Here is a 23,389-nt window from a genome sequence, read left to right on the forward strand (position 1 = left end):
ACCGCGGTTTCGCGGTCGCCCAGGTGACTCTGTCGTCTGAACAGTCCGCTCGGCGTCGCGGTCAGACGCACCCGGGGAACGACTCGCCCGTGATGTGATGCGAGTCCACGTAGTCGGGGCGTTCCTCGGCAGATAGCGTGAACCGCGACCGGGCGGTCATGTACGACATGATGAGCGCGCGTCGCCAGTCGCTCGTCGTATTCTCTGCGGTGTAGTGTGGCACGAGACAGTGAGAGAACAGCGCGCTCCCCGGTTCCATCGGCACTTCGACGGCATCGTCCGTGTCGTACGTATCGTCCGAAACGACGATGTCTGTGTCGTATTTGCGCGTCTCGTGGTCGAGTAACCCGTCCGTGTGACCGCCGGGGACGACGTTCATACACCCGTTCTCGGGGGTCGCCTCGTCCAGTGCGATCCAGACGGTGCAGTGGTCGAGCGGCCTGATCGGGTAGTACGGTGCGTCCTGGTGGAAGCTCTTTTCGCTACCGATCTCCGGGGGTTTCAGCATCGCCGCGCTCCGGAGGAGTTTGAGGTTCGGCCCGAGGAGTTCTCGGGCGACGCTTACGATGTCCTCGTGGTGTGCCACGTCCCGAAAGACGCCGTCCTCCTCGACCATGCCGAGGCCTTCCATTTTCCGCACCGCGTTACCGGGGTCGTCGATGTCGACATCGCCGCGTTCGACCGCGGGTTCGGTCTGGGTGGCGAAGCCCTCCGGCTCCCGGTCGCCGTGCGTGTACTCTCTGAGACGCGACTTGACCGTCGCGCGCTCGTCCTCGTTCAGGACGTCCTCGACGACGACGTACCCCTTCTTCTGGTACTGCGCGAACGCATCGTCTGTGAGTGCCATTGCGTATTACCCCGTGGTACAACCGTATGAAAATACCTATACGTTCTCATAAGAACGGAGAAACCGATGAGTGAACAGACGGGCAACGCAGCGGTCGACGACGCGACAGCGTCGGACCGCGGAGTCGTATCGAAGCTATCGAACATGGGGCCGACGTGGCTAGCGGGCGCTATCGCCGCGGGACCGGCGAGCATGGCGAGTCTCCTCGGCGCGGGGTCGGCCTTCGGCTACTCGCTGCTTTGGGTCGTCGTGCTTTCGGCGGTTCTCGGAACGGTGTCTCAGTATCTCGCGATGCGTCTCGGCCTGCTCACCGAGGACGGTATCGTCTCGGTCGTCGAGCGACACGTCGGCGAGACGTGGGCTTGGCTCCTCGTCGTCGACGTCATCTTCGCCTCGGGGCTAGCGCAGTTAGTGATAATGAAAACCGTCGCCGACGTCAGCGCGACGGTGACCGGCGTGGACGCGCGGGTCTGGGGCGTCGCCTGGGCGGTCGTTCTCGCGGTCGGCCTCGCCGGGCGCGGCTACCGCGTCGCCGAGGTCGGCGCGAAGGTTCTCGTCTCGGCCGTCGTTCTGGCGTTCGTCGGCTCCGTGTTCGTGGTCCCGATCGACCTGTCAGCGGCCGCTGGCGGCCTCACGCCGACGATCCCGGCCGGCGTCGACGGCGCGTTGCTCGCCGCCGGTATCCTCGGCGGCGCGGTCCACATCACGCTCGTGACGATGCAGTCGTACACGATGCGGTCCCGGGGCTGGACCCGCGACGACTACGACCTCGCGCTGTTCGACGTCGGCGGGTCGATGCTCGTCGCCTTCGGTATCTACAGCGTCGCCATCTTCCTCGTGGCTGCGAGCGTTCTCGATTCGCCTGATATCGGCGCTATCGGTGCGGCGAAGGCGCTCGAACCCGCAGTCGGGGCGAACGCCAAGTGGCTGTTCCTGCTCGGCCTGTGGGGAGCGGCGGTGTCGACGCTCGGCAGCAACACCGTCGTCCCGCCGTACCTCGTCGCCGACAAACTCGACTGGGACACGGACGTTTCGGACCCGCGGTACCGCGGACTGCTCGTCGTCGTCGCGCTCGCGAGCGCCGGCGGCGCGTTCCTCCAGGGCGCGTTCTTCCCGCTGTTAGTGCTGGTGCTCGCGTTCGGCCTCGTCGGAACGCCGTTCGCGCTCGCGCTGGTGCTTTACCTGCTCAACCACGACGGCGCCGTCCCGGTGCGGAACTCCGCGGCGGCGAACGTCGGCGGACTCGTGCTCATCGGCGTCACGGCCGTCACTGCCGGCACGTTCCTCCGAGGGCAGTACGCGGCCGGCGTCGACGGGATAACCGCGTTCGTGCTCCTGTTCGCAGCCGTCTTCACCGGGGCGACGCTGGTGCTTCTCGGTCGGTTCGTCCGTGAGACAGTGACCGCCCGAGGAGCGGCCTGACCCGTGACCGGCCACCCCGTTCCCCTCTCGGGGACGACGCTCGTCACCGGACCCTCGAACGTCGGGAAGACGCGCCTGACCGTGCGAGCGCTAGAGCGGTGGCTCGACGCGAACGGCTCCGACGGAGTCGTCGTGTTCGATTTCGCTCCCGTCGTCGAACGCGACGGGACGGTTCTGGGCGGCCGCCTCACGCAGTTCACCGACGTTCCAGACGAGGTGTGGTACGGGGTTCTGGCGGCGCACGCCCCGCGGACGGACGCCACTGACGAGGACGGGTCGCTTCGTCTCGCCGCCGACAACGCCCGCCGTGCGCGACAGCTCGTGGCTGCGGCCCCGCCCGCCCCGACCGCTGTGTTCGTAAACGACGCCACGATCCCGTTCCAGCACGCGGACGGCGACACGCAACTGCTCGCCGACTACTGCGACGGCGCGACAGCCGTTCTCAACGCCTTCGACAGCGACGAACTGGGCGCGACGGACGCCGTTTCCCGTCAAGAGCGGGCGTCGCTCGCGGCGTTTCGGCAGTGGGCCGACCGGGAGTACCGGCTGGGCGAGTCGGACACCTCTCCGTCGAGCGAGCCGTGACGGTCCCGTGGCTTCTCCGCCGGGCGGCCACGAAAGGTAAGTGTCACCGCCGCCTAGGCTCACTGTACTGATGACGGGCGACTCCGCGCCGGCCGGGCCGGCGCGGCTCGGATCGGAGGGTTCGAGATGACAGACAGCGACGCCGTAGACGAACACGGGATATTAGACCGCATCACGGACGCGTTTTTCGCGCTCAACGCCACCTGGCGGTTCGTCTACGTCAACGAGCAGGCAGAGCGGATGCTCGACCGCGACGGCGAGGGGCTTCTCGGCCGGGTCATCTGGGACATGTTTCCGGAAACGGCACACACGCCGTTTCCCACGCAGTTCCACCACGCCATGGACGAGCAGGTCCCCGTCGCGTTCGAGACGTTCTACAACCCACTGGAGACGTGGTTCGAGGTCCGCGCGTACCCGTCTGACGACGGCCTGTCGGTGTACCTTCGCGACATCACGGAGCGAAAGCGCCAGGAGTCCGAGGCCAATCAGCACGCGGCCATCGTCGAGGCCGTCCACGACGGCGTCATTACGGTCGACGACGAAAACGAGATCACCTACGTTAACCGCGCCATCGAGGCGACGTTCGGCGTCCCCCGAGAGCGACTCGTCGGCAAGAACGTGTCGTCGCTTCCCCGGATCGCGACCATCGACGAAGACAGCGCCGAGGCCGTCGACGACGCCCTCGAATCGCTTCACTCCGGTGAATCCCGCGAACGGCGACTCGAAGTGACCTTCGAGATGGCTGACGGGGCAACCCGGGTCGGCGAGATCCGGATGGTTCCCATCCCGGGAGCCAACACGGACAGCGTCACGGGCGTCATCCGAGACGTGTCCGAGCGCCACGAGTACGAACGCGTCGTCACGTCGCTCCACGACGTGACGCGGCACCTGTACAAGGCCGAGACGCCGGAGGAGATCTGCGCCGTAACGGTCCACACCGCTTCGGAACTGCTCGGCCTCCCGATAAGCGGCGTCTGGTTGCTCGACGAGGAGCGCGACTTCCTCGACCCCGTCGCGGCGACGGCCGGCGCTCACGACTTGATCGACGGTCTCCCCCGCTTCAGGCAGAACGAGGGCCTGATCTGGGACGTGTTCCACAGCGGCGACTCGGCCCTGTACTCAGACCTGAAAGAGGTCGACGGGAAGTACAACCCGGACACCCCGATCCGGAGCGAACTCATCGTTCCGATCGGTTCGCACGGCATACTGATGACCGGCGCACGGACCGTCGACGCCTTCGACGAACGCGACCGGGAACTGGCCGAGATACTGGCCGCCTCGACCGAACTCGAACTCGACCGGGCGGAACACGAACGGCTGCTCTCCCAGCGGGAATCCGCGATCAGCCAGCAGACGGACCGGTTGACCGTCCTCGAAACCGTTCTCGGCAGTCGCGCCGACACCCGGATCGAGGACGCGATGGCGACGCTAGAGGACGCGGACCTCCCAGACGGCGTGCGAGACCAGCTGCGGTCGGACCTCGCCGTCGCCGAACGCCTCGTGGACGACGCTGCCGAACTCTCGACGGGGAAGGCGTCGCTCGGATCGCGCTCGTTCGTCGACGTGTCTGACGCGGCCGCGGCCGCCGGGGAGAACGTCGTCGAAGACGACAGTATCGCGGTCGACGACCTGTCGCTTACCATCGCGGAGGACGCATCGCTCCGGGCCGACCGCGACCGCCTGGTCCGACTGTTCGAGACGCTGTTCCGATGGTCCGAAGACGGGACGAAAGCCGAGGGACGGATCGGCCTGTTGGCGGAAGCAGAGGCTCGGTCGGTCGCTGACGGCGGGTATCCGAGCGGTTTCTACGTCGAGCGGGTCGACGCCACAGCGCTCGACGACGCCTCCGCGTTGACCGACCCCGACGCGGATCCGGTCGGTCCCGCGATAGCGCGCGAGTTCGCCCACGCTCACGGGTGGAAGTTCGCGGTCGCTCGAACGGACGACGGTACCCTCCGCTTCGAGATATCGGATATCACAACACTCGAAACAGACGCTGCCTGATCGAAATCGGCTGTCGGCCCGGGTTACGGTCGCGAGTGGGAAATGTCGTTACAGATCCGCTCGTACGCGTCGTGGCTGGAGAGTTCGGCGATCGTATCGTCGATCTGCTCGCGAAGGACCGCCAGCCTGTCCTCTAACCGGGCGTACTCCTCGCTCGCTCGGGTCTCCGCCTCGCTCTTCTCCGAGTCGAGGATGGCTTTCTTCGACGCCAGCGCGAAGAACTCCTGGATCTGTTCGTCGTAGGTCGACCGCAGTAACAGTTGGTCGACGGTTTCGAGCAAGTCGTCCCGAGAGACCGGCTTGACGACGTAGTCGTCGAACCCCATCTCGACGATATCGAAGTCGGGTTCGACGGCCGTCACCATCGCGACGCGGCAGTCGAGGTCGCGCTCGCGGATGGCGGTCAACACTCTGTCGCCGGAGATACCCGGCATCCGCCTGTCGAGGAGAACGGCGTTTACGTCTTCGTCCGTGGCATCGAGCGCCTGGCTCCCGTTGTACGCGGTTCGGACGGTACAGTTGTCGCGGAGCCACGACGTGTAGAGGTTCGCTAGGTCGGGCTCGTCCTCGACGACGAGAACGACCGGCTCCTCAGACCCAGTCACGCCGGGCCCCCTGCCGTGAGACGACACATCGTGGTAACGCTGTCGACGGAGCTATTTGAATATGGTGGCTCCCCCGGAGGAAATCACACGGCTCTGCTCGCAACTGTATTGTTCTCTCGTCGGGAGGGCTCATCACGAGAGCCACCTCCGGTCGTTCACCGCGACGGAGAGACGGTCGGCGACGGCTGCTGCCCCAGGCGGTTCCGTGGCCCCAGTATTGTCCGTCGTCACGACCGTCTTCGGCCATTCTGTCAGGGATACACCTGATACCACCTTATCACTTTCCGTGTCGGCGGGACGCGGAGACGACTCGACAGGGGGCCGAGAACCGGTGCCGGTCGAGTCCGAACTGGATGCCGTTGGCAGGTAGAAAACCGGACCCGTCGACAACGGGTCCACAGGTCGTACTGTCGGCTGTAATCCCTTGAAGAATATCGGACCCCGAGGGTCCGATTATCTTTACGAAGTTACAGCCGACAGTATCAGTCCATCTGTTCGGCGATGACAGACCGCAAAGAGGCGATGTCGTCCGCGTCGTACGTCAGGGTCACGTCGTCGACCGCCAGCGACAGCGTGTCGTCGTCCCGGCCCTCGCCGATCCGATGAACGGAAGCGACGCCGTCGAACGCCTCGCGGACGCGCTCGGGGGCTGTCGACTGGACGACGACGCGGCCCGGCCGCTCGTGGAACAGCGCGGTAACGGGGTCGGCGGCGTCGGGGAGCGTGGCGTCGAGACCGTTCTCTCCGACCATCTCGGCCAGTGCGACGGCCAGGCCGCCGTGGCTCACGTCGTGGATGGCGAGCGTCCGGTCGTCGTCGGCCACCGCGGCTAGCGTCTCGACGAACTCACCGGGGGTTTCCGGTAGTTCGGGGAACTCGTCCGTCCCGCCGAACGTCGCGAGATATTCGGAACCGCCGAGTGGCACGTCCTCGCCTGCGAGCGCCGGGTCGCCAACGACCAAGAGCGCGCCCTCGGATTCGACGGACTGCGGCGGCGCACCGTAACGCTTCGCGTTACGAGCTTCCGAGTCTTCCTCGGAAACGTCGTACCCGTCTTTCGTCCCGGTCATCGCCAGAGTCGGCGTCGGCGGGATGGGTCCGCTTGACGAGTCGTTGTACAGTGAGACGTTCCCGCCGACGACGGGCACGTCGAGCGCCGAGCACATGTCCGCGAGACCGTCGACGATACCCTTGAAGCCACCGTACACGTCGGGTTTCTCGGGGTTCCCACCGTTCAGGCAGTCGACTGCGGCCAGCGGCGTCGCGCCTTTCGCAGCGAGGTTTGTCGCGTTCTCCAGCGCGACGGCGCGAGCGCCGTCGTACGGCGCGGCGTCGGTCCAGTTCGGATCCGCACCGGAGGAGAGAGCGAGCCCCTGCTCCGCCTCTCGGATCGCGAGCACGGCGGCGTCGTCGCCCGGCGGCACGCTCGTTCTAACTCCCACCTCGTGGTCGTACTGGCGGTACACCCACCGTTTGGAGGCCGTGTTCGGACTTCCGACGACTGCGTCGAACGCCGTGCCCACGTCGGCGTCCGGGAGGTCGCGTTTCGGTTGGCTCGGCGCTTCGTGCGGCAGGTCGTTCATCGGTGCGCCGTCGTCGAGGAACTCCGCCGGGGCATCGACGACGGTTTCGCGCCCCTCCGTCTCGCTCCCCTCGAACGTACACGTGTAGTTCCCCTCGGTCACCTCGCCGATGACCGAACAGCCGAGGTCGTAGCGCTCGGCTATCTCGCTGACGCGGTCGACGTTCTCCGGAGCGACTTCGTAGCACATCCGCTCTTGGGACTCGGCGAGCAGTATCTCCAGAGCGTTCATGTTCGGTTCGCGCTGGTGGACGCGTTCGAGTTCGATCTCGGCTCCGAGACCGCCTTTGGCGACGAGTTCGCTGGACGCGCCGCCGAGGCCGGCCGCGCCCAGGTCCCGCGCGGACTCGATCAGTCCCTCGTCGATCAGTTGCTCGTTGGCCTCGATGAGCAACTTCTCAGTGTACGGGTCGCCGACCTGCACTGCGGGGCGGTCCTCCGTCTCGGCGTCCTCCGAGAGATCCTCGCTCGCGAAGGAGGCCCCGCCGAGGCCGTCGCGGCCGGTGCCGTTTCCGACGAGGACGAGTTTGTTGCCCGGTTCCTGGGCCTCCGCGGTCACCATGCGCTCTGCGTCGACCAGACCGACGCAGGCGACGTTGACCAGCGGGTTGCCCTCGTAATCGTCGTGGAAGGCGACGCTGCCCGCCACGGTCGGAACGCCGATGGAGTTCCCGTAGTCACTGATCCCCTCGACGACGCCGTCGAACAGGTATCGGGAGTGTTCGCGGTCGATATCGTCGGACTCCGTCGGACTGGCAGTCGAACGCGGTTCGACCAAACCGCCGAAGTACAGCGAGTCGGCCAGCGCGATGGGGTACGCGCCCATCGACAGCGTGTCGCGGACGATGCCGCCCACGCCCGTCGCCGCGCCGTCGTACGGGTCGACGTAGGACGGGTGGTTGTGGCTCTCGATGCCCATCGTGATGTACGTGTCCGAGTACCCCTCCCCGTCGGGGTCGGGGAGCGCGACGACGGCGGCGTCGTCGCCCGGGCCGACGACGACCTGTTCGCCGTTGCTCTCGAACGCGGATCGGTAGAGCGGTCTGGAGGATCGGTACGCGCAGTGTTCGCTCCAGAGGTTCTCGAACAACGCAGCCTCGACTGGCGTCGCCTCCCGTCCGAGCTCCTCCTCGACGAGTTCGCGGTCCGAATCGGCGAGACTCATTCACTCTCCTGTTCAAACAGGCCGAATAAGAGGCTTTCTATGTGCACGTTCATGGATAAAAAACGCCTGTCGAACTGGCACTCGGGGGAAGACCGGGGCGTTTTTGCCACCCTCCTACGAATAGCGACTTGTGCTGTCGGCCGAACTCCACTGCCACTCGTCGCTGTCGTACGATGGTCGTGACCCAGTCGAACTCCTCCTCCAGCAGGCGGAGGCAGTGGGTCTCGACGCGCTCGCCGTGACGGACCACGACGAGATAGACGCGAGCCTGGCGGCCGCCGAGAAGGCCGAGGAGTACGGGTTAGTCGGCATCCCCGGTATGGAAGTCTCCAGCGCCGCAGGGCATGTACTCGCCCTCGGCGTCGAGGAGCGAGTCCCGGCGGGGCTGACGTACGACGAGACGTTAAACCGGATCCGGGACCTCGGCGGCATCGCCGTCGTCCCGCACCCGTTTCAGGAGTCCCGCCACGGCGTGCTGGCGAAGGTTTCGAAGGACGCGCTCGCCCGGGCGGACGCGATCGAGGTGTACAATTCTCGCCTGCTGACCGGCCGCGCCAACCGACAGGCGGAGCGGTTCGCCAAGGGGCGCGGGCTCCCGATGACCGCCGGAAGCGACGCCCACATTAGCGAGATGGTCGGACAAGCGGTCACTCGAATCGGCGCTGAGGAGCGGAGCCTCGACGCCGTCCTCGACGCCGTCCGCGAGGGGCGGACAACCGTCGAGGGAAAGCGAACGCCCTGGCACATTAGCTTCCGCCAGGCGGCCGGCGGGGCGAAGCGCCGGGTGAAAAGCGGTCTGTTCTCGCTGTTTCGATGATTCTCCAAGGGGCATCCCCGGAGACGATTCGGCGTGCGATCGACGAGACAGATCCGTTTCCGGGCACCCGTGGGTTCGCCGGCACCGTCGACGGGACGCTCGTCCGGGACGTCCTCGGGCGTTACCCGCTGTTTGTCGACGGCGACGAGTGGGCGGCGGCCCCAAGCGAACTTGACGACCCGACTACCTTCCCGGCGGGACATAGCCGGCCTGCGGACGACGCTGCTGTCCCTGCCCGGCGCGTCTGGTCGCTCCCCGACCCGGACCCGGTCGACGACGAACGCGTCGCCGTTCGGAACCTGCGGGACGCGATCGGTTCGAGTCTGGCCGCGGTCGACGGGACGAACGCCGCCGTCGCGTTTTCGGGCGGCGTCGACAGCGCCGTCGTCGCCAGCGAGATCGACGGACCGCTGTACGTCACCGGCTTCCCCGAGAGCCACGACATCGCCGCGGCCCGGGAGGCGGCGCGAGCGATGGACGTCGACCTCCGCGTGGTCGAACTGTCGCTCGCCGACGTCGAACGCGCGGTTCCCGAGGTGGCCCGAGCGACGGGGCGGACGAACGCGATGGACGTGCAGATCGCGCTCCCGCTGTATCTCGTCGCCGAGCGCGCGGCCGCGGACGGCTACGAGCATCTGGCCGTCGGACAGGGGGCCGACGAACTGTTCGGCGGGTACGCGAAAGTCGCCCGCGCTCCGGACGACCCTCGCGTCGACGCCGACACAGTTCGGGCCGCCCGCCGTGAAGTTCTCGGGTCGCTCCCCGACCAACTAGAGCGGGACGTACTGGCGTTACGCGGCGCGGGAGTCGAGCCCATCGCGCCGCTACTCGACGACCGCGTGGTGGCTATCGCCCTGGGACTCGGCGGCGACATGCTCGTCGACGACCGCGGCGAGCGAAAGCGCGCCTTCCGCCTCGCCGCTCGCGAGTTCGTCCCCGACAGCGTCGCCTTCCGCGAGAAGAAGGCGGTACAGTACGGGAGTCTGGTCGCCCGCGAACTCGACCGCCTCGCGCGGCAAGCCGGGTTCAAGCGCCGGATGGACGACCACGTCTCACAGTACGTCGCTTCGCGGGTCCGGTAACCGCCTTCGTACGGCGAGAGATCCGCCTTCGTTCCACGAGTACCAGCGCGAAACGGATCTGCTGTTTATATCTCCAGGCGTGCTAGGCCGTACCGATGCGTCGTTCACTCGTGATCGCCGCTATCCTCGTTCTCATAGCGCTGGTTGCGACCGGCGGTCTGTCGCTGTTCGCGCCGTTTACGACCGACGACGTGGCTCCCCAGCACGACCTCGAACCGAAACTCGTCCACCCGAACGACAGCGAAAGCGGGTTCTATCCGTACCTCAACGCGAATCCGCGGTTCACTCAGCGGAGCCCCGTCAACATCATCGTCCACGGGAACGCCTCTCGGGTCACCCAGTTGATGCAGGAGGACACGCCGTCACGCTGGAACGAGACCGCGCCAGACGAGCAGGACATCGGCGGACAGACGCTGTTCGACGGCGAAAACGAAACCCTGGAGAACGGGACCGTGATCAACGAGTCCGTCGCGGCAAACAGGTCAGACATCAACAGGAACTTCGTCAACGAGTCGGAGCGGAACCGGTCCGATGGCGTTCCCAACGACTCGGCGGGCGACGCCGGGGCGGAGAACAGGTCCGAGAACGAATCGTTCATCGACCGGATCGACCCCACGACTGCGTGGGCGCGGACGACCGGCGCGACGAGATGGGCGTACGTCGACCCCGGTCCGAACGAGAGCGGCAGTTGGGTAACGGAAACGATGCAACTCGACTACGGCGACTACTTCGGCACGCGCGTTCACATCCGGATGTACGAGAGCCCCAACGAGAGCGAGGAGTGGGTGTTCATGCAGGCCCACAAGGAGCACTTCGACTGGTTCACGCTCCGCCACCGGGTCGACAGTTCCGAACAGGCCCAGTCCTACGTCGAGCAGGAGTTCATGGGGCAACCGTTCGTCGAGGACGACGGCATCTACCGGATCTACCTCGACAACGGCGGTCCATCGGACTCCGACGGGTGGACAACGGTGATCGAACTCGCCTTCCTGCTCCCGTTTGTCCTCGGCAGAGCGGGGATAGGACGGGCCGCCCGGTCGCCGCTGCAGGAGGCCGAAATTCAGCGGTTACGTGAGATCCGCGAGCGGATGACCGTTCGGCACCTGCTCCTGCCGCTGATCGTCATCACACTCCTCCTCGGCGTCCGGTTCGGGGGCATCTATCTCGAATACAACGCGCCGGAACTCTCGATGTACGCTATCATGGCGCTTCTGTACCCCGTGATGTCCGTCGGCATCCCGGTCGCGACGTATCTGGTCGCGAGCGGCATCGACCGGCAGTTCGATGCGGCGGTGCTCGCCTCGGCGTCGCTCTCAGTCGGGATCTGGCTCGACTACGGGTATCTAGGAATCGCGACGCTCCCGATCGACGTCGTCCTCCAGCGGATCGTCGTCATCCTCGCCCTCGGCCTCATCGCCGGCGGGGCGGCCCGGCAGGGCGTCGAGGGGGCTCGATCCCGGTGGAACGAGATGCTCATCGGCGGTATCGCACTGTGGGTCATCGTGCTCGTGGGAACTCTGCTCGGCTATTTCTGACCCCCTCGTCACTTACCGACTGTCGACGGTCTCGATCGCTCGCTGGCCCACGTCTACCACGTCCGCCTCGATCCCTTCGTCGTTCTCCGCCAACTCCGCGGCCGTGAACCACCGCCAGGCGTCGGCGGGCGCTTCACCGGGTGCCGGTGACAGATCCCGCGAGTCGGCCTCGGCGTAGTAGACGTGGTCGATGTGCTGGTGACCGACTTCGCCGTCGTGGACGTTGACGTCGGCGAGAATGAAATGCTGCGGCCTCGGGAGCGACGTGACCGACGCCGACTCGACGTCGTCGGTGTCGGCCACGAGAGACACGTCTAGCCCGGTCTCCTCGCGGACCTCTCGCTTCGCGGAAACGTGGGGCACCTCGTCCCTGTCGACGTGGCCGCCCGGCGGGAGCCACTTGCCGAGGCGCTCGTGTTCGTGGAGCAACGTCGCGCCGTCGTCGACGACGTACACGGTCGCGGTGAAATGTCGAGTCGTCTCCATACGGTGGCCGAACCGCGCGGACGGCTTGTAGCCGTCGCTCTGTGGCGACGAGGAGTCGACCGGAACGGACAGACGCGACGCCCACGCGGGTCCGGGCGTATCGAAACGCTTACTCCGCGGAAGGCAGTGGCTGAGAGCATGAGCGACACGCCCGTCGACCCGGACGAGGTCCGCCACGTCGCGGACCTGGCGCGGGTGGACGTAGATGACGACGACGTCGACCGCTTCACGGAGCAGTTCGCGGACATCCTCGACTACTTCGAGACGCTAGACGAGGTGCCCGAAGTCGAACGCGACGCCGACCTCGTCAACATCATGCGACCCGACGAGGTCCGCGAGAGCCTGAGCCAGGAGGAGGCGCTCGCCAACGCCGAAGAGACCGAAGACGGCTACTTCAAGGGGCCGAACGTCTCATGAGCGATCACGGGATCTTCATCTCCGAGGAAACGATCGAGGGCGACGGCGACGGGCCGCTCGCCGACAAGACCGTTGCGGTCAAGGACAACATCTCGACGGAGGGCGTGCGTACGACCTGCGGCTCGGAAATGCTCGCGGACTACGTCCCGCCGTACGACGCCACCGTAGTCGAACGGCTGAAAGACGCCGGCGCGACCATTGTCGGCAAGGCAAACATGGACGAGTTCGGCATGGGCTCGACGACCGAAACGTCCGCCTTCGGCCCGGTCGAGAACCCCGCCGCCGAGGGCCGCGTCCCCGGCGGGTCCTCCGGTGGAAGTGCGGCGGCCGTCGCCGCCGGCGAGGCCGACCTCGCGCTCGGCTCCGACACCGGCGGCTCGGTTCGCAACCCCGCCGCGTTCTGCGGCGTCGTTGGCATCAAACCGACCTACGGCCTCGTCTCGCGGTACGGGCTCGTCGCCTACGCCAACAGCCTCGAACAGATCGGCCCGCTCGCGCCGACCGTCGAGGGTGCCGCCGAGCTGTTAGACGTGATCGCGGGAGAGGACCCGCAGGACGCGACGACCCGCGACGAGGGAACCGACAGCGACTACGCCGCTGCGGCCGACGGCGACGTCGACGGCCTCGACATCGGCGTCCCGACGAACCTGGTCGACGGAGCCGACGAGGGCGTCGTCGAGGCGTTCTGGTCCGCCATGGACGACCTGGAGGACCGCGGCGCGACGTATCACGAAGTCGAACTCCCGTCCGTCGAACACGCCGTGGAGGCGTACTACGTCATCGCCACGTCCGAGGCCTCTTCGAACCTCGCGCGGTTCGACGGCGTCCGCTACGGCCACCGGGCCGACGCCGAGGGCAACTGGAACGAGGAGTTCGCACAGACCCGCAAGGAGGGCTTCGGCGAGGAAGTCAAGCGCCGGGTCCTGCTCGGCACGTACGCGCTCTCCGCGGGCTACCACGACAAGTACTACAAGAAGGCGCAGGACGCCCGCGCCTGGGTGAAACAGGACTTCGACGAGGCGCTCGCCGAGGCGGACGTGCTCGCGAGTCCGACGATGCCCGTGCCGCCGTTCGAGCGCGGCGAGAGCCTCGACGACCCGCTCCAGATGTATCTCGCCGACGCCAACACCGTCCCGGTCAACCTCGCTGACCTGCCCGCGATCTCCGTCCCCGCGGGCGAGGCCGACGGCCTCCCCGTCGGCGTCCAGTTCGTCGGGTCGGCGTTCGACGAGGAGACTATCATTCGAGCGGGAAGCGCCCTGGCCTAGCGGGTTTCGGTGCACGTTTCCCCGAGACGGTGCGTCTCTTTCCCCGAGACCGGCAGGGGTGACCAAACGTTTAGTTCCTCTACGGGGTTTCTCTCCCCAATGGCAGGTTCTGACCCCGACGAGAGTCTCCACGACGAGGAACTCCCCGATCCCGAAGAGAGCGTCCGGGAAGCCGTCGAACGGTCGCGAAGCGGCGCTCCGGCCGCCGGACGGGTCGTTCGGGACCGCTTCTCGTCCGACGAGGTGTTTCAGCGTATCGTCGCCGCCGCGGACGAGGAGATAACTTCAGGCAACCGCGAACTGTTCTTCAGCGGTCTGGCCGCTGGGTTCGCGATCACCGTCACCTTCCTGCTTCTCGTCTCGCTGACGGCCTCGACGGGCGGCCATCCCATCCTCAGCGCCTTGCTGTACCCGCTGGGGTTCGTCTACATCATCATCGGCGGCTATCAGCTGTACACCGAACAGACCCTGCCGCCGGTGGCGCTGACGCTCGAACGGCTGGCGAGCATCCCGGCGCTGTTGCGAAACTGGGGCGTCGTGCTGGCCGGGAACTTCACCGGCGGCGCGTTCGGCGCGGCCGCCCTCGCCTTCGGCGGGGTGCTCTCGCCGGAGGCGGCGACCGCGGCGGCGGACATAGCCGAGAAAGGGATCGCGACGGGATGGTGGCCCCTCTTCTCGAAGGCCGCCTTCGCAGGCCTGATCGTCGCCGGCGTCGTCTGGGTGGAGTACGCCGCCCGCGACACCATCTCGCGCCTCGTCGTGGTGTACATCGCATTCCTGTCGATCCCGCTCGGCGGACTCTTTCACTCGGTCGTTTCGTTCACCGAGATGGCGTATCTGGTGTTTCTCGGCGATCTTGCCCTTCTCGTCGGCCTGACGGAGTTCGTCCTGCCGGTGTTGCTCGGTAACACGCTCGGCGGCGTCGTCCTCGTGACCGCCGTCAACTACTTCCAGACGACCGAGGAGCGCATCGATTCCGCTCGCTTCCACGGCGCGGACCGGCAGCTCTCGGTCAACGAGTGGCTGTTCGGCGGCCTCGCCGGGAAGTCGTACGTCCCGCTGGTCGACACCGTCGAGGAGACCCCGGCCGACGACGGGCCGTACCGCGTCGTGGTGCCGATATCGAACCCGCGGACGGAAGCCGGCGTTGTAGACCTCGCCTGCAAACTCGCCGGAGACAAGGAAGACGCCGTCGTCCACGCCGTCCACGTCGTCCAGAAACCGCAGCGAACGTCTCGGTTCAGCGGCCAACAGAGCGAACGGATAGTCGCCGAGTCCGAGGCTCTGATGGAGCGTGTCCACGATCAGGTCGGCGACCACGGCGTCGACTGCGTGACTTCGACCGTCGTCTCGCACCGCTCGTTCGAGGAGGTGTTCCACATCGCCGAGCGCGACCGCGCCGACCTCGTCGTGATGGGGTGGGGCGACGACAGGCTGTGGGACGCCGCCCGGGCGGAGCGGCCGCTCAGCGAACTCACGAACCGCCTCCCCTGTGATTTCCTCGTCATCAGAGACACCGACGTCGACACGTCGCGGATCCTCGTTCCGACGGTGGACGACCCCAACTCCGACCTGAGTGCCGATGTCGCACGGACGCTCCGGTCGGCCGACGGGTCCGCGATCACGCTCATGCACGCCGTCGACGGCCCCGACGAGCGCGAGGCCGGCGAGAAGTTCCTCGCGGACTGGGCCGCGGACCACGGTCTCAGCGACGCCGTCCTCACGGTCGACGATTCCGGAAACGTCGAGGAAGCGATCGCCCGCGAAGCCGAAGACCACACGCTGATGCTGATCGGCGCGACGGAGCGCGGCCTGCTCTCCCGTCTCGTTCGCGGGTCGTTACATTTCGACGTTCTCGAAGAAGTCGACTGCTCTGTGATGCTGGTCGAGCGACCGACCGACCGGAGCATCGTCGAGCGACTGTTCGGTCGGCGGTAACGAGCGTTCGGGAGAGAATCAGGCGCTGCGGCGTCGACGGCGAATCTTCCGCACCGCGATTACCACGGCTCCGGTCGCGGCGAAAGTCACCGCGGCCGCCACGGCCTTCTCCGTCATCGCGGCAAAGGGCGTCTTCGGTGGCGAGCCGTTGTCACCTGCCTCTTCGCTACTGCCGTGTTCGTCGATCCTGTTGTCCATACGGAAGTGAGGGGCTTGAGCGGTATAAGGGCCGCGTGCTACTCGCTACCACCGTGTGGAAAACCGCAAGCATGAGCCGGTGTTTCAGCATCCGGACGCTACAATCGCCTGTCGTCTCTGAGATACAGCACCGCTATCCCCAGTGCCAGCAACAGGAACCCCCACCACATCGAATCACCGGGAAGGATCTTCAGTATCAGCGTGACGATACCCGAGGAGAGCAGGGACCAGCCGAGCGTCGTGTTGTACCCCATACGCCCAATACGCCGTCGATTTCCTTAGTCGAAACCCCTGCTGGAACGCGGTCGGCGCGCACCGCGCGGTGAGACTGCGTCCCGCCGCTCACCGATCGGGGCGCGGCGCGGACTCGTACGCCGCTATCCGGTCGGTCTTCTCCACGGCGTCGTACGCCTCTCTGAGAGAGTCCTCCGCGCGGAGCAGTCCGTGGCGGTCGAGGAACTGCCGGCCGTCCTCCGCGATTCCGTAGAAGACGTGCGGGAGGTCCCGACTGCGTCGCTCGGACGGAAGTTCGACCCGCTCGACGACGCCGACTTCGACGAGCGCGTCGAGATGCTCCCGGATGGTGGAGTCGCTCTTGCTCGGGTTGACGTAATCGAGTTCCTTCAGCGTGGGCAGTTGCTCGGGATGGCCCAGCACGTCCTGCAGGAGCGCGAACCTGGTCTCCTGCGTGACGACGCGCAAGCGCTCGCGCTCCCGGTCGACCCCGCCGGTAGCCGCGTCGGGTTGGCTCATACCTACGTATTGTTCCGTATTGGCCTTAACCATTGTGGTGAAATCCAGTTTGGTTGCAACCAAACTGGTTACCGTAGTGGGAACCGGTGTAGCTTCCGCTTCATTCCACTTTCACCGTGTGGCGTGCGCTTATGTATCAGGTCTTCGACGCGCCGACGTATGCGAGACGACCAGCCGCCGAACGGTCCCCCCGACGACAGCGGTCGCGACGGTCACGGTTCGCCTGACCCAGCCGGATCACCGGAGGATGACGACCAGTCGTCCGCCGGCGACTCCGCCGACGAATCGCCCGCGCCGGCTCAGGTCATCGCCGACGCCGAGGACCACCGCCACGACCGCTCGCTCACCCCAGAGGAGTACGAGCAGCTCAAACACGCCGTCGCTGAGCTGACGCCGATATTCACCCACGACAGTTCCTACTTCGTCCTCGGGAGCTACGGCGACCCCGAGATCCGACGCCTCCAGTTCGTCAAGGACCGACTGAACCGCCGGCGCGACACGTACGCCTTCCTCATGGTCGACGTCCGGCGCGAGTGGACGAACACGTACCTCAAGTTCCGGATCCTCGCCGACTACGCCGACACCATCGTCGGCGTCGCGGAACACGACGGCGGCGGCTTCCTCGTCGAACAGGGACTGTTCGTCGCGGACGAGGAGTACTTCGAGAAAACGCACGTCTGCAAGCGCGAGTACGACGGTCTGGACGCCACCGATCTCGACACTGACGCCGACCCGGAACGCCCGTACAGTGGCATGCAGACGCCGATATTCGAGATGTTGGACGAGTCCGGACGGCTCCACCGCTGGACGACGACGGACGACCTAGCGAAGTGCGTGGCGGAGATAGAATAACCGTCGTGGCCGAGAGCGCGGCGCGAGGCGGGGCGGCGAGCGCCGCGCGACCCGGGGAAGGGCAGGCCGTCGTCGAGCGGGAGATCCGCGAGTGAACGGAGCGAACGAGCGGCCTTTTTTGATCGATATTTTTTGGCCGAGCGGTGCGTGAGCAGAGCGAGCGCACCCGATGCGAAAAACGGTAGTCGTTGTTACTCCTCGTACGCGAGGTTCATGATCCACTGCGAGAAGGCGTCGCTGTTGGCGTCGACCTCCTCCTCGCCGATGAACGGAGAGAGCATGTCGCCGGCCATCAGCAGCGAGAACTCCAGGTCGCGCGCCGTGGGCGAAATGAGGTAGGTGTTGTGCCCGTCGTAGACGGTCTCCTCTCGGTCGACGAGGCCCTGCTCTTCGAGGGAATCGGCGATGCGACTCCCCTTCCGGGATGAGACGTCGAGTTCCTTCCAGAACTCGCTCTGGTGGATGCCGCCCGTCTCGCGGACGAGTTCGAGCGCTGCGCGTTCCTCCTCGGTCAGGTCCTCTTCCCTCGCGGAGACGCTCACGCGGACCACCTCCGGACGTTGACGGTCGCGGCTAGCATTGTGATCACCACAACGTGTGCCAACCTGTTTAAAGATGCGCTTCGAGGTCGACCTCGCCGTAGTCCGTCTTGCAGGGCGGCCCGTCAGCAAACCAGTAGCGGGCACCCGCCTCGCCGAGGAGGATCAGCGACGAGGAACGGGTCCCGAACCCGTCTCCGTGAACGCAGACGCCGTACTCGTGGTCTGACAGTACGTCCGCGGCGCGGTCAAGCCACGCCTCCGCCGTCTCGCCCGGCTTCGGAGTCAGCGCGGCCCGCACACCGCGGGCATTGGCGGCTTGCTCGCGAGCCGCGTCGGGACGAATCTCCGGAACGTCGAAGGCGTCGTCGGCACCGACGTTGACGACGACGTGGACGCCCGGTTCGAGGCGCGAGAACCCCAGATGGCCGTCCCACTCGTACAGCAACGCCGCGGCATCGTCGGCGAGGACGAGATTGAACCCGTCGAACTCGTTTTCCTCTACCTCGCGCTCGACGAAGCGGGCGGCGTCCTCGGCGGAGTCGTGTCTGAGAGCGTCGCGGACGAGCAATCCGCGGGAGCGGTCGCCGGCGAGGTCGGCGTCGGTCCAGCGGTTCGTGACGGCGACCAGCAGTCCGTGTTCGTTGTAGCCGATCCACGTCCCACCGGCCTCGGCGTCGCGCGGCGCGACGACCCGGGGGTCCGATTCGACGACCGCCGGCGGTTCCGAGGGACGACCGACCAGTTCATCGCGGTTCGCGGCCACGACGACCGGCGCGTCCGCGAAGACCCGCCAGGCGAGGGTGAGCGTGCACACGATAGACCGTAGGCGCTGATGCCGCTTAAAACGTCGTTCGGTTATCTGGGGTTGACGTCGATCTCGACGATGTCGTCGCTGCGGTCGTGTTCGAGTTCGAGAGCGACGTTCGCCGAGAGGTCGTGGTCGGCGAACCGTTCGACGAGCCACAGCGAGAGGTCGATCCCCGCCGTGATCCCCCCGGCGGTTATCACGTCGCCGGTGTCGACAACGCGGGCTTCCTGTAGCGTTGTGAACTCCCGCAGGTCGTCGGTCGCCGTGTGATGAGTCGTCGCCGGACAGTCGTCGAGTACGCCTGCTTTGGCGAGCAACAGCGCGCCGGTACAGACGGAGGCGACCGTCGTCCCGTCCCGATACTGGCTCTCGATGACGTCCGGGAGGACACCGTCCTCGAACTCCTGCCTGACGCCGCCGTCCGAGTTCCAGCCGCCGCCGGGGACGAGGAGGAGGTCCGGGTCGTCGACGACGCCGTCGGTGATTATCTGTGTGCCGTGCCTCGCCGTAACCGTGTCGACGACTTCGCCGGTACCGTAGGAGACGTCGAACTGGCCGCCCATCTTGTCGGCCGTCGTGAACACCTCGTACGGCGCGACGGCGTCGAGTTCGTCGAAGCCATCGAACAGCAGGATCGAGACGTCGATCATGCTCGTACAACGACCGCGACGCGTAAAACGACAGCGGGGTCAGCGGTATCGGAGGCGCTCGCGGACGGCCTCGCGGTCGACGGTTCCCGACGCCGTCCGCGGTAGTTCATCGGCGAACCCGACCGTCCACGGGTGTTTGTACCCGGTCAGACGCCCCGCGCAGTGGTCGCGGATGGCGTCCGGTGACAGGCCGTCCGCGGCGGGTTCTCGGGCGACCAGCGCTGCGACGCGTTCGCCCCACTCGGGGTCGTCGAGACCGACGACGGCCACGTCGCGGACGTCGGGGTGGTCGCGGATCACGTTCGCCACCTCGATGGGGTCGACGTTCTCGCCGCCGGTGACGATCCGGTCCTCGCGGCGGTTGAGAACTCGCAGCCGACCCGCCTCGTCGACGTAGCCGATGTCGCCGGTGTGGAGGCCGTGCTCCCCGAACGCGGCGGCGGTTTCGTCCGGGTCGTCGTAGTATCCCGGCGTCACCGTCGGACCGCTAACGACGAGTTCGCCCGATTCGTGCGGCGGTAGCGACTCCCCGTCCTCTCCGACGACGGTCACGTCCGTCATCGAGAGCGGGCGGCCGACCGTCCCGAGGTGGTCGAGCGCCTCGTCGGGCCGAGCGGTCGCTAGCTGGGACGCGGTTTCGGTCAGCCCGTACGTCGGACAGACCGGGACACCTGCCTCGCCGCAGCGCTCGATGAGCGCGTCGGGCGTGGGTGCGCCGCCGAGCAGAACGAACCGGAGCGAGTCGGACAGGGTTTCGCCGGCGTCCAGCATCCGCCGGAGCATCGTCGGAACGAGCGAGATGCCCGTTGCGTCCCGCTCGTTCAGGGCGTCCGCCGTCTCGCGGGCGTCGAACTCGCGCTGGATGACGACCGTGGTTCCGTACAGCGCCGAGCGCACGACGGGGGCCAGACCGCCCATGTGGTACATCGGAAGGGGGTCGAACCAACGGTCGTGTGGAAGGACGCCGAGGCGGAAGGCTGAGGCCGTCGCGTTCGCCAGCATGTTGCCGACAGTCAGGGAGACGGCTTTCGGTTGTCCCGTCGTCCCCGAGGTGTAGAGGACGTACTGTCGGTCGTCGAGGGAGCGCTCGATGGGAGTGACCGTCACGGGGTCGACGTCGGCGAATGCGCCGACCTCAGCCTCGCTCCGGCCAGTTGCCGGCGCGTCAACGGAAGCGACCGGCACGTCGCCGGCGGCGTCGACTGCCGTCGTCTCCGTGTCGCTTTCGCAGACAAGCAGCATCAGGTCCGCGCGGTCGACCTGCGAGTCGAGTTCCGCGGCCGTCAGGCGCGCGTTCAGCGGTACGAGCGTCGCGCCGAGTCTGGCCGTCGCGTGGACGAGGCGGACGAACGCCATCCGCGTGTGCATGAGTACGCCGACGTGGTCGCCCTCGCGAACGCCGAGCGCCGCGAGGCGGCCGGCGGTTTCGTCGACCGCCGAATCCAGTTCGGCGTACGTCCACGTCTGTCCGGTCCCGTGAACGACGACGGCCGGTTCGCCCTCGTGAGCCAGAGCGAGCGCGGGCTCGAACGATTCGCCGCGTCGGGTGGCGTCTGACGCGCCGGCGGTCTGGAGAGAGACCGGGTCACGGAGGGTCCAGGTCACAGCGCCCACGCCCCCGTTGTTCCGTTTCCGGGCAGTTGCGGGACGTGTGCCGCGCCGTCGCTGACGGGGGCTGGGTCCGCGGTGAGGTCCGCCTCGATCCAGTCTGCGGTCGCGAGGCCGCACGGCGGTACCGCCGGCAGCGACGCCGTGAGATGGACTGCTGCGGTGCGAGCGACGACGGCGTCTATTGTCGTCGTGACGACCGGTGTGAGTCCCGCGCTCCGGGCGCTGAGGGCGGCGTCGCGGGCGCGGTCGACCCCGCCGAGTGCCATCGGTTTGAGGATCAGGACGTCCGCCGCCCCGGCGTCGAGAACGGATTCGACGCTGTGGGCGGCGAGCGTCTCGTCGACCGCGACGCCGACCGGCCCTCCGCGAAGCGCCGCGTGGCCCGCCAGGTCGTCCGCCGGCAGCGGTTGCTCGACGAACGAGACGCCCGCGTGTTCGAACCGTGCGAACGCCCGTTCGGCCGCATCGTGCGTCCAGGAACCGTTCGCGTCGGCCCGGAGTTCGACGCCTGGACCCACCGCGTCGCGGACCGCCTGAATGCGGGCGGCGTCCGCGTCGACCGGGCGAGCGCCGACCTTGACCTTCACGCATTCGAAGCCGTCGGCGACGGCGTCGCCCGCTCGGCGGGCGGTCTCCTCCGGGGGCGCGTCCCCGACCGTCGCGTTGACCGGCACCTGCATAACCGGCGCGTCGCCGCCGAGATAGCGGTAGAGCGGTATCCCCGCCCGGGACGCGCGCAGATCTGCGAGTGCGAGCGAGAACGCGTGTCTCGCGGCGGGACTGTCAGCGACGGCCAACGCGGCACCAGATCCCTCCGCAAGCGCTTGCTCCGCTCGGTCGAGCGCCTCGTGGCACTCCGCGAGGGACTCGGTCCAGCCCGGCAACGGCGTCGCCTCGCCGATGCCGATTCGCTCGCCGTCTGTGAGTCGAACGATGACTCCTTCCCGGGCGGTGATATCCCCGCGTGCCGTCCGTAGCGGTCGCGCGAGCGGTACCGTGAACTCCCGGCGTTCCAGACGCATCAGGTGACCACCATTCCGAGCGCGAACAGCGCCGAATGCGCCGCGAGCAACTTGCCGGTCCGCTCCAGCGCCGGGTTGAGCGCCTCGCCGGAGCGCTCGGTGCAGACCGTCCGGGCGACCACGGCCGCGTAGGGGAGCGTCAGTAGCGGAAGCAAGACGGTCGGCCCGAAATCGTTCAGCCAGAACCACACCGGGACGGCGTAGGCGAGCGCGAGCAACGCGATGAACTCGACGCGACTCCAGCGGTAGCCGATCAGGACGGCCAGCGTCGTCTTGCCCGCTTCGGCGTCCGTTTCCATGTCTCTGACGTTGTTCACCACGAGAATGTTCGTCGAAATCCCCGCAACTGGGAGGCTCGCGAGAAACGCCGTGAGGGAAACCGTTCCCGCCGGAACTCCGACGGTGAGCGGATCGGCGAGTACCTGCGCCGCCTGCACGTAGAACGTCCCGGTCACGGCGACGATACCGAAAAAGAGGAACACGAAGAGGTCGCCGAGGCCGTAGTAGCCGAGCGGGTACGGGCCACCGGTGTACGCGACGCCGCTCGCGACGGAAAGCAGCCCGATCACGAGTATCGGGAGGCCGCCGACGTAGACGAGATACGTCCCCGTCAGGATCGCGAGAGAGAAGGTGATAGCCGTCGCCCGCTTTACCTGCTCCGGTGCGATGATCCCCGACTGGGTGACGCGGGTGAACCCCTCGCGGTCGTCCGTGTCGGCACCTTTTACGGCGTCGTAGTAGTCGTTCGCGAAGTTCGTCCCGACCTGAATCAGCGCCGCGCCGACGAACGCCATCAGCGCGGGGAGCGGCGCAAACAGCCCCTCACGGACGGCTAGCCCGGTCCCGACCAGCACCGGTGCCGCCGCCGCGGGTAACGTCTGCGGCCGAGCGGCCATCAGCCACGCCTTCGTCCGGGAGACGTCGGCCGCGTTGGCGACTCCTGTCATTGCCTGGCCTTAGGACAGCGACGCCATATGGACTGCGGTTGGCGGAGAGAATCGGATCGCTGCGGTGGAACGGAACGAGCAAACGGCGGCGAAGCCGCTACAGTAGTCACTGAAAGTCATCGCACTCCTGATCGCACGACACCGATGCGATCAGCATGTGAACCGTTCCAGCGACTACTGTATTCCCGAAAACTGCATCCGCGGACGTAGTGAACGGTTCATCGCCCGGGCCGTGCGAACGGGCCTTCACCCC

Annotated in this window: 23 protein-coding genes; 10 read left to right on the forward strand and 13 right to left on the reverse strand. The window is 67.0% G+C overall.

From position 1 onward, the window contains the following. Positions 1 to 61: 61 nt before the first annotated feature. Complete coding sequence (locus SM753_RS15900) at positions 62 to 847, reverse strand: phytanoyl-CoA dioxygenase family protein (RefSeq protein ID WP_323192354.1); 786 nt, start codon at positions 845 to 847, stop codon at positions 62 to 64. Positions 848 to 991: 144 nt separating this feature from the next. Between SM753_RS15900 and SM753_RS15905 the strand changes: the two genes are divergently transcribed. The 3 genes from SM753_RS15905 (at position 992) to SM753_RS15915 (ending at position 4,858) form a co-directional block, all read left to right on the forward strand. After that, on the forward strand, positions 992 to 2,269 hold the full coding sequence (locus SM753_RS15905) for a divalent metal cation transporter (protein ID WP_323192497.1): 1,278 nt from the start codon (positions 992 to 994) through the stop codon (positions 2,267 to 2,269). A 3-nt stretch (positions 2,270 to 2,272) separates the two neighbouring features. Further along, positions 2,273 to 2,854: a hypothetical protein gene (locus SM753_RS15910; protein ID WP_323192355.1), complete on the forward strand. Its 582-nt coding sequence runs from the start codon at positions 2,273 to 2,275 to the stop codon at positions 2,852 to 2,854. A 126-nt stretch (positions 2,855 to 2,980) separates the two neighbouring features. Next, positions 2,981 to 4,858 (forward strand): PAS domain-containing protein, encoded by a 1,878-nt coding sequence (locus SM753_RS15915; protein ID WP_323192356.1) that lies wholly within the window; start codon positions 2,981 to 2,983, stop codon positions 4,856 to 4,858. Between the two features lie 23 nt (positions 4,859 to 4,881). Here the strand turns inward: SM753_RS15915 and SM753_RS15920 are convergent, their stop codons facing one another. Both SM753_RS15920 and purL read right to left on the reverse strand, forming a co-directional pair. Next, complete coding sequence (locus SM753_RS15920) at positions 4,882 to 5,463, reverse strand: response regulator transcription factor (protein WP_135535445.1); 582 nt, start codon at positions 5,461 to 5,463, stop codon at positions 4,882 to 4,884. 482 nt (positions 5,464 to 5,945) lie between these two features. Then, a complete protein-coding gene (gene purL, locus SM753_RS15925; RefSeq protein WP_323192357.1) occupies positions 5,946 to 8,210 on the reverse strand; it encodes a phosphoribosylformylglycinamidine synthase subunit PurL in 2,265 nt (754 codons plus the stop codon). Positions 8,211 to 8,340: 130 nt separating this feature from the next. Between purL and SM753_RS15930 the strand changes: the two genes are divergently transcribed. From SM753_RS15930 to SM753_RS15940, 3 genes are all read left to right on the forward strand, one after another. Then, positions 8,341 to 9,027, forward strand: coding sequence for a PHP domain-containing protein (locus SM753_RS15930; RefSeq protein WP_138797311.1), 687 nt, complete (start codon positions 8,341 to 8,343; stop codon positions 9,025 to 9,027). Beyond that, complete coding sequence (locus tag SM753_RS15935) at positions 9,024 to 10,109, forward strand: asparagine synthase-related protein (RefSeq protein ID WP_323192358.1); 1,086 nt, start codon at positions 9,024 to 9,026, stop codon at positions 10,107 to 10,109. The genes SM753_RS15930 and SM753_RS15935 overlap by 4 nt, the downstream gene beginning before the upstream one ends. Positions 10,110 to 10,204: 95 nt before the next feature. Then, positions 10,205 to 11,644 carry a hypothetical protein gene (locus SM753_RS15940; RefSeq protein WP_323192359.1) on the forward strand — a complete coding sequence of 480 codons (1,440 nt, stop codon included), beginning with the start codon at positions 10,205 to 10,207 and terminating at the stop codon, positions 11,642 to 11,644. Positions 11,645 to 11,656: 12 nt separating this feature from the next. On the opposite strand, the gene SM753_RS15945 is transcribed toward SM753_RS15940, so the two are convergent. Continuing rightward, entirely contained in the window at positions 11,657 to 12,130 is a 474-nt protein-coding gene (locus SM753_RS15945) for an NUDIX hydrolase (protein ID WP_135535440.1), read from the reverse strand. 138 nt (positions 12,131 to 12,268) lie between these two features. Here SM753_RS15945 and gatC point away from each other — a divergent pair, with 138 nt between their 5' ends. The 3 genes from gatC (at position 12,269) to SM753_RS15960 (ending at position 15,753) form a co-directional block, all read left to right on the forward strand. After that, positions 12,269 to 12,547: an Asp-tRNA(Asn)/Glu-tRNA(Gln) amidotransferase subunit GatC gene (gatC, locus tag SM753_RS15950; protein WP_323192360.1), complete on the forward strand. Its 279-nt coding sequence runs from the start codon at positions 12,269 to 12,271 to the stop codon at positions 12,545 to 12,547. Further along, positions 12,544 to 13,815, forward strand: coding sequence for an Asp-tRNA(Asn)/Glu-tRNA(Gln) amidotransferase subunit GatA (gene gatA, locus SM753_RS15955; protein ID WP_323192361.1), 1,272 nt, complete (start codon positions 12,544 to 12,546; stop codon positions 13,813 to 13,815). Before gatC ends, gatA begins: the two co-directional genes overlap by 4 nt. 99 nt (positions 13,816 to 13,914) lie before the next feature. Next, on the forward strand, positions 13,915 to 15,753 hold the full coding sequence (locus tag SM753_RS15960) for a formate/nitrite transporter family protein (RefSeq protein WP_323192362.1): 1,839 nt from the start codon (positions 13,915 to 13,917) through the stop codon (positions 15,751 to 15,753). 18 nt (positions 15,754 to 15,771) lie between these two features. Here the strand turns inward: SM753_RS15960 and SM753_RS15965 are convergent, their stop codons facing one another. The 3 genes from SM753_RS15965 to SM753_RS15975 all read right to left on the reverse strand — a co-directional run bounded on the left by SM753_RS15965 (position 15,772) and on the right by SM753_RS15975 (position 16,704). Next, complete coding sequence (locus tag SM753_RS15965; RefSeq protein WP_135535436.1) at positions 15,772 to 15,951, reverse strand: hypothetical protein; 180 nt, start codon at positions 15,949 to 15,951, stop codon at positions 15,772 to 15,774. Between the two features lie 98 nt (positions 15,952 to 16,049). Next, positions 16,050 to 16,205, reverse strand: coding sequence for a hypothetical protein (locus SM753_RS15970; protein WP_168192948.1), 156 nt, complete (start codon positions 16,203 to 16,205; stop codon positions 16,050 to 16,052). Between the two features lie 88 nt (positions 16,206 to 16,293). Further along, complete coding sequence (locus tag SM753_RS15975) at positions 16,294 to 16,704, reverse strand: transcriptional regulator (protein WP_323192363.1); 411 nt, start codon at positions 16,702 to 16,704, stop codon at positions 16,294 to 16,296. A 159-nt stretch (positions 16,705 to 16,863) separates the two neighbouring features. Between SM753_RS15975 and SM753_RS15980 the strand changes: the two genes are divergently transcribed. Next, the gene (locus tag SM753_RS15980) at positions 16,864 to 17,556 is read left to right on the forward strand and encodes a hypothetical protein (RefSeq protein WP_323192364.1); all 693 of its coding nucleotides are present in this window, start codon (positions 16,864 to 16,866) and stop codon (positions 17,554 to 17,556) included. A 191-nt stretch (positions 17,557 to 17,747) separates the two neighbouring features. On the opposite strand, the gene SM753_RS15985 is transcribed toward SM753_RS15980, so the two are convergent. From SM753_RS15985 to SM753_RS16010, 6 genes are all read right to left on the reverse strand, one after another. Further along, the gene (locus SM753_RS15985) at positions 17,748 to 18,098 is read right to left on the reverse strand and encodes a MarR family transcriptional regulator (protein ID WP_135535434.1); all 351 of its coding nucleotides are present in this window, start codon (positions 18,096 to 18,098) and stop codon (positions 17,748 to 17,750) included. A gap of 67 nt (positions 18,099 to 18,165) precedes the next feature. Then, the gene (locus SM753_RS15990) at positions 18,166 to 18,912 is read right to left on the reverse strand and encodes an NRDE family protein (RefSeq protein WP_323192365.1); all 747 of its coding nucleotides are present in this window, start codon (positions 18,910 to 18,912) and stop codon (positions 18,166 to 18,168) included. 41 nt (positions 18,913 to 18,953) lie between these two features. Continuing rightward, positions 18,954 to 19,556: a DJ-1/PfpI family protein gene (locus tag SM753_RS15995; RefSeq protein ID WP_323192366.1), complete on the reverse strand. Its 603-nt coding sequence runs from the start codon at positions 19,554 to 19,556 to the stop codon at positions 18,954 to 18,956. 39 nt (positions 19,557 to 19,595) lie between these two features. After that, a complete protein-coding gene (gene menE / locus SM753_RS16000) occupies positions 19,596 to 21,068 on the reverse strand; it encodes an o-succinylbenzoate--CoA ligase (RefSeq protein WP_369335370.1) in 1,473 nt (490 codons plus the stop codon). Between the two features lie 89 nt (positions 21,069 to 21,157). Beyond that, on the reverse strand, positions 21,158 to 22,189 hold the full coding sequence (locus SM753_RS16005) for an o-succinylbenzoate synthase (protein WP_323192368.1): 1,032 nt from the start codon (positions 22,187 to 22,189) through the stop codon (positions 21,158 to 21,160). After that, positions 22,189 to 23,136: a 1,4-dihydroxy-2-naphthoate polyprenyltransferase gene (locus SM753_RS16010; RefSeq protein WP_323192369.1), complete on the reverse strand. Its 948-nt coding sequence runs from the start codon at positions 23,134 to 23,136 to the stop codon at positions 22,189 to 22,191. Before SM753_RS16010 ends, SM753_RS16005 begins: the two co-directional genes overlap by 1 nt. Positions 23,137 to 23,389 lie beyond the last annotated feature (253 nt).

It is taken from the genome of Halostella sp. PRR32, assembly GCF_034808085.1.
Taxonomy (GTDB): domain Archaea; phylum Halobacteriota; class Halobacteria; order Halobacteriales; family Natronoarchaeaceae; genus Halostella; species Halostella pelagica.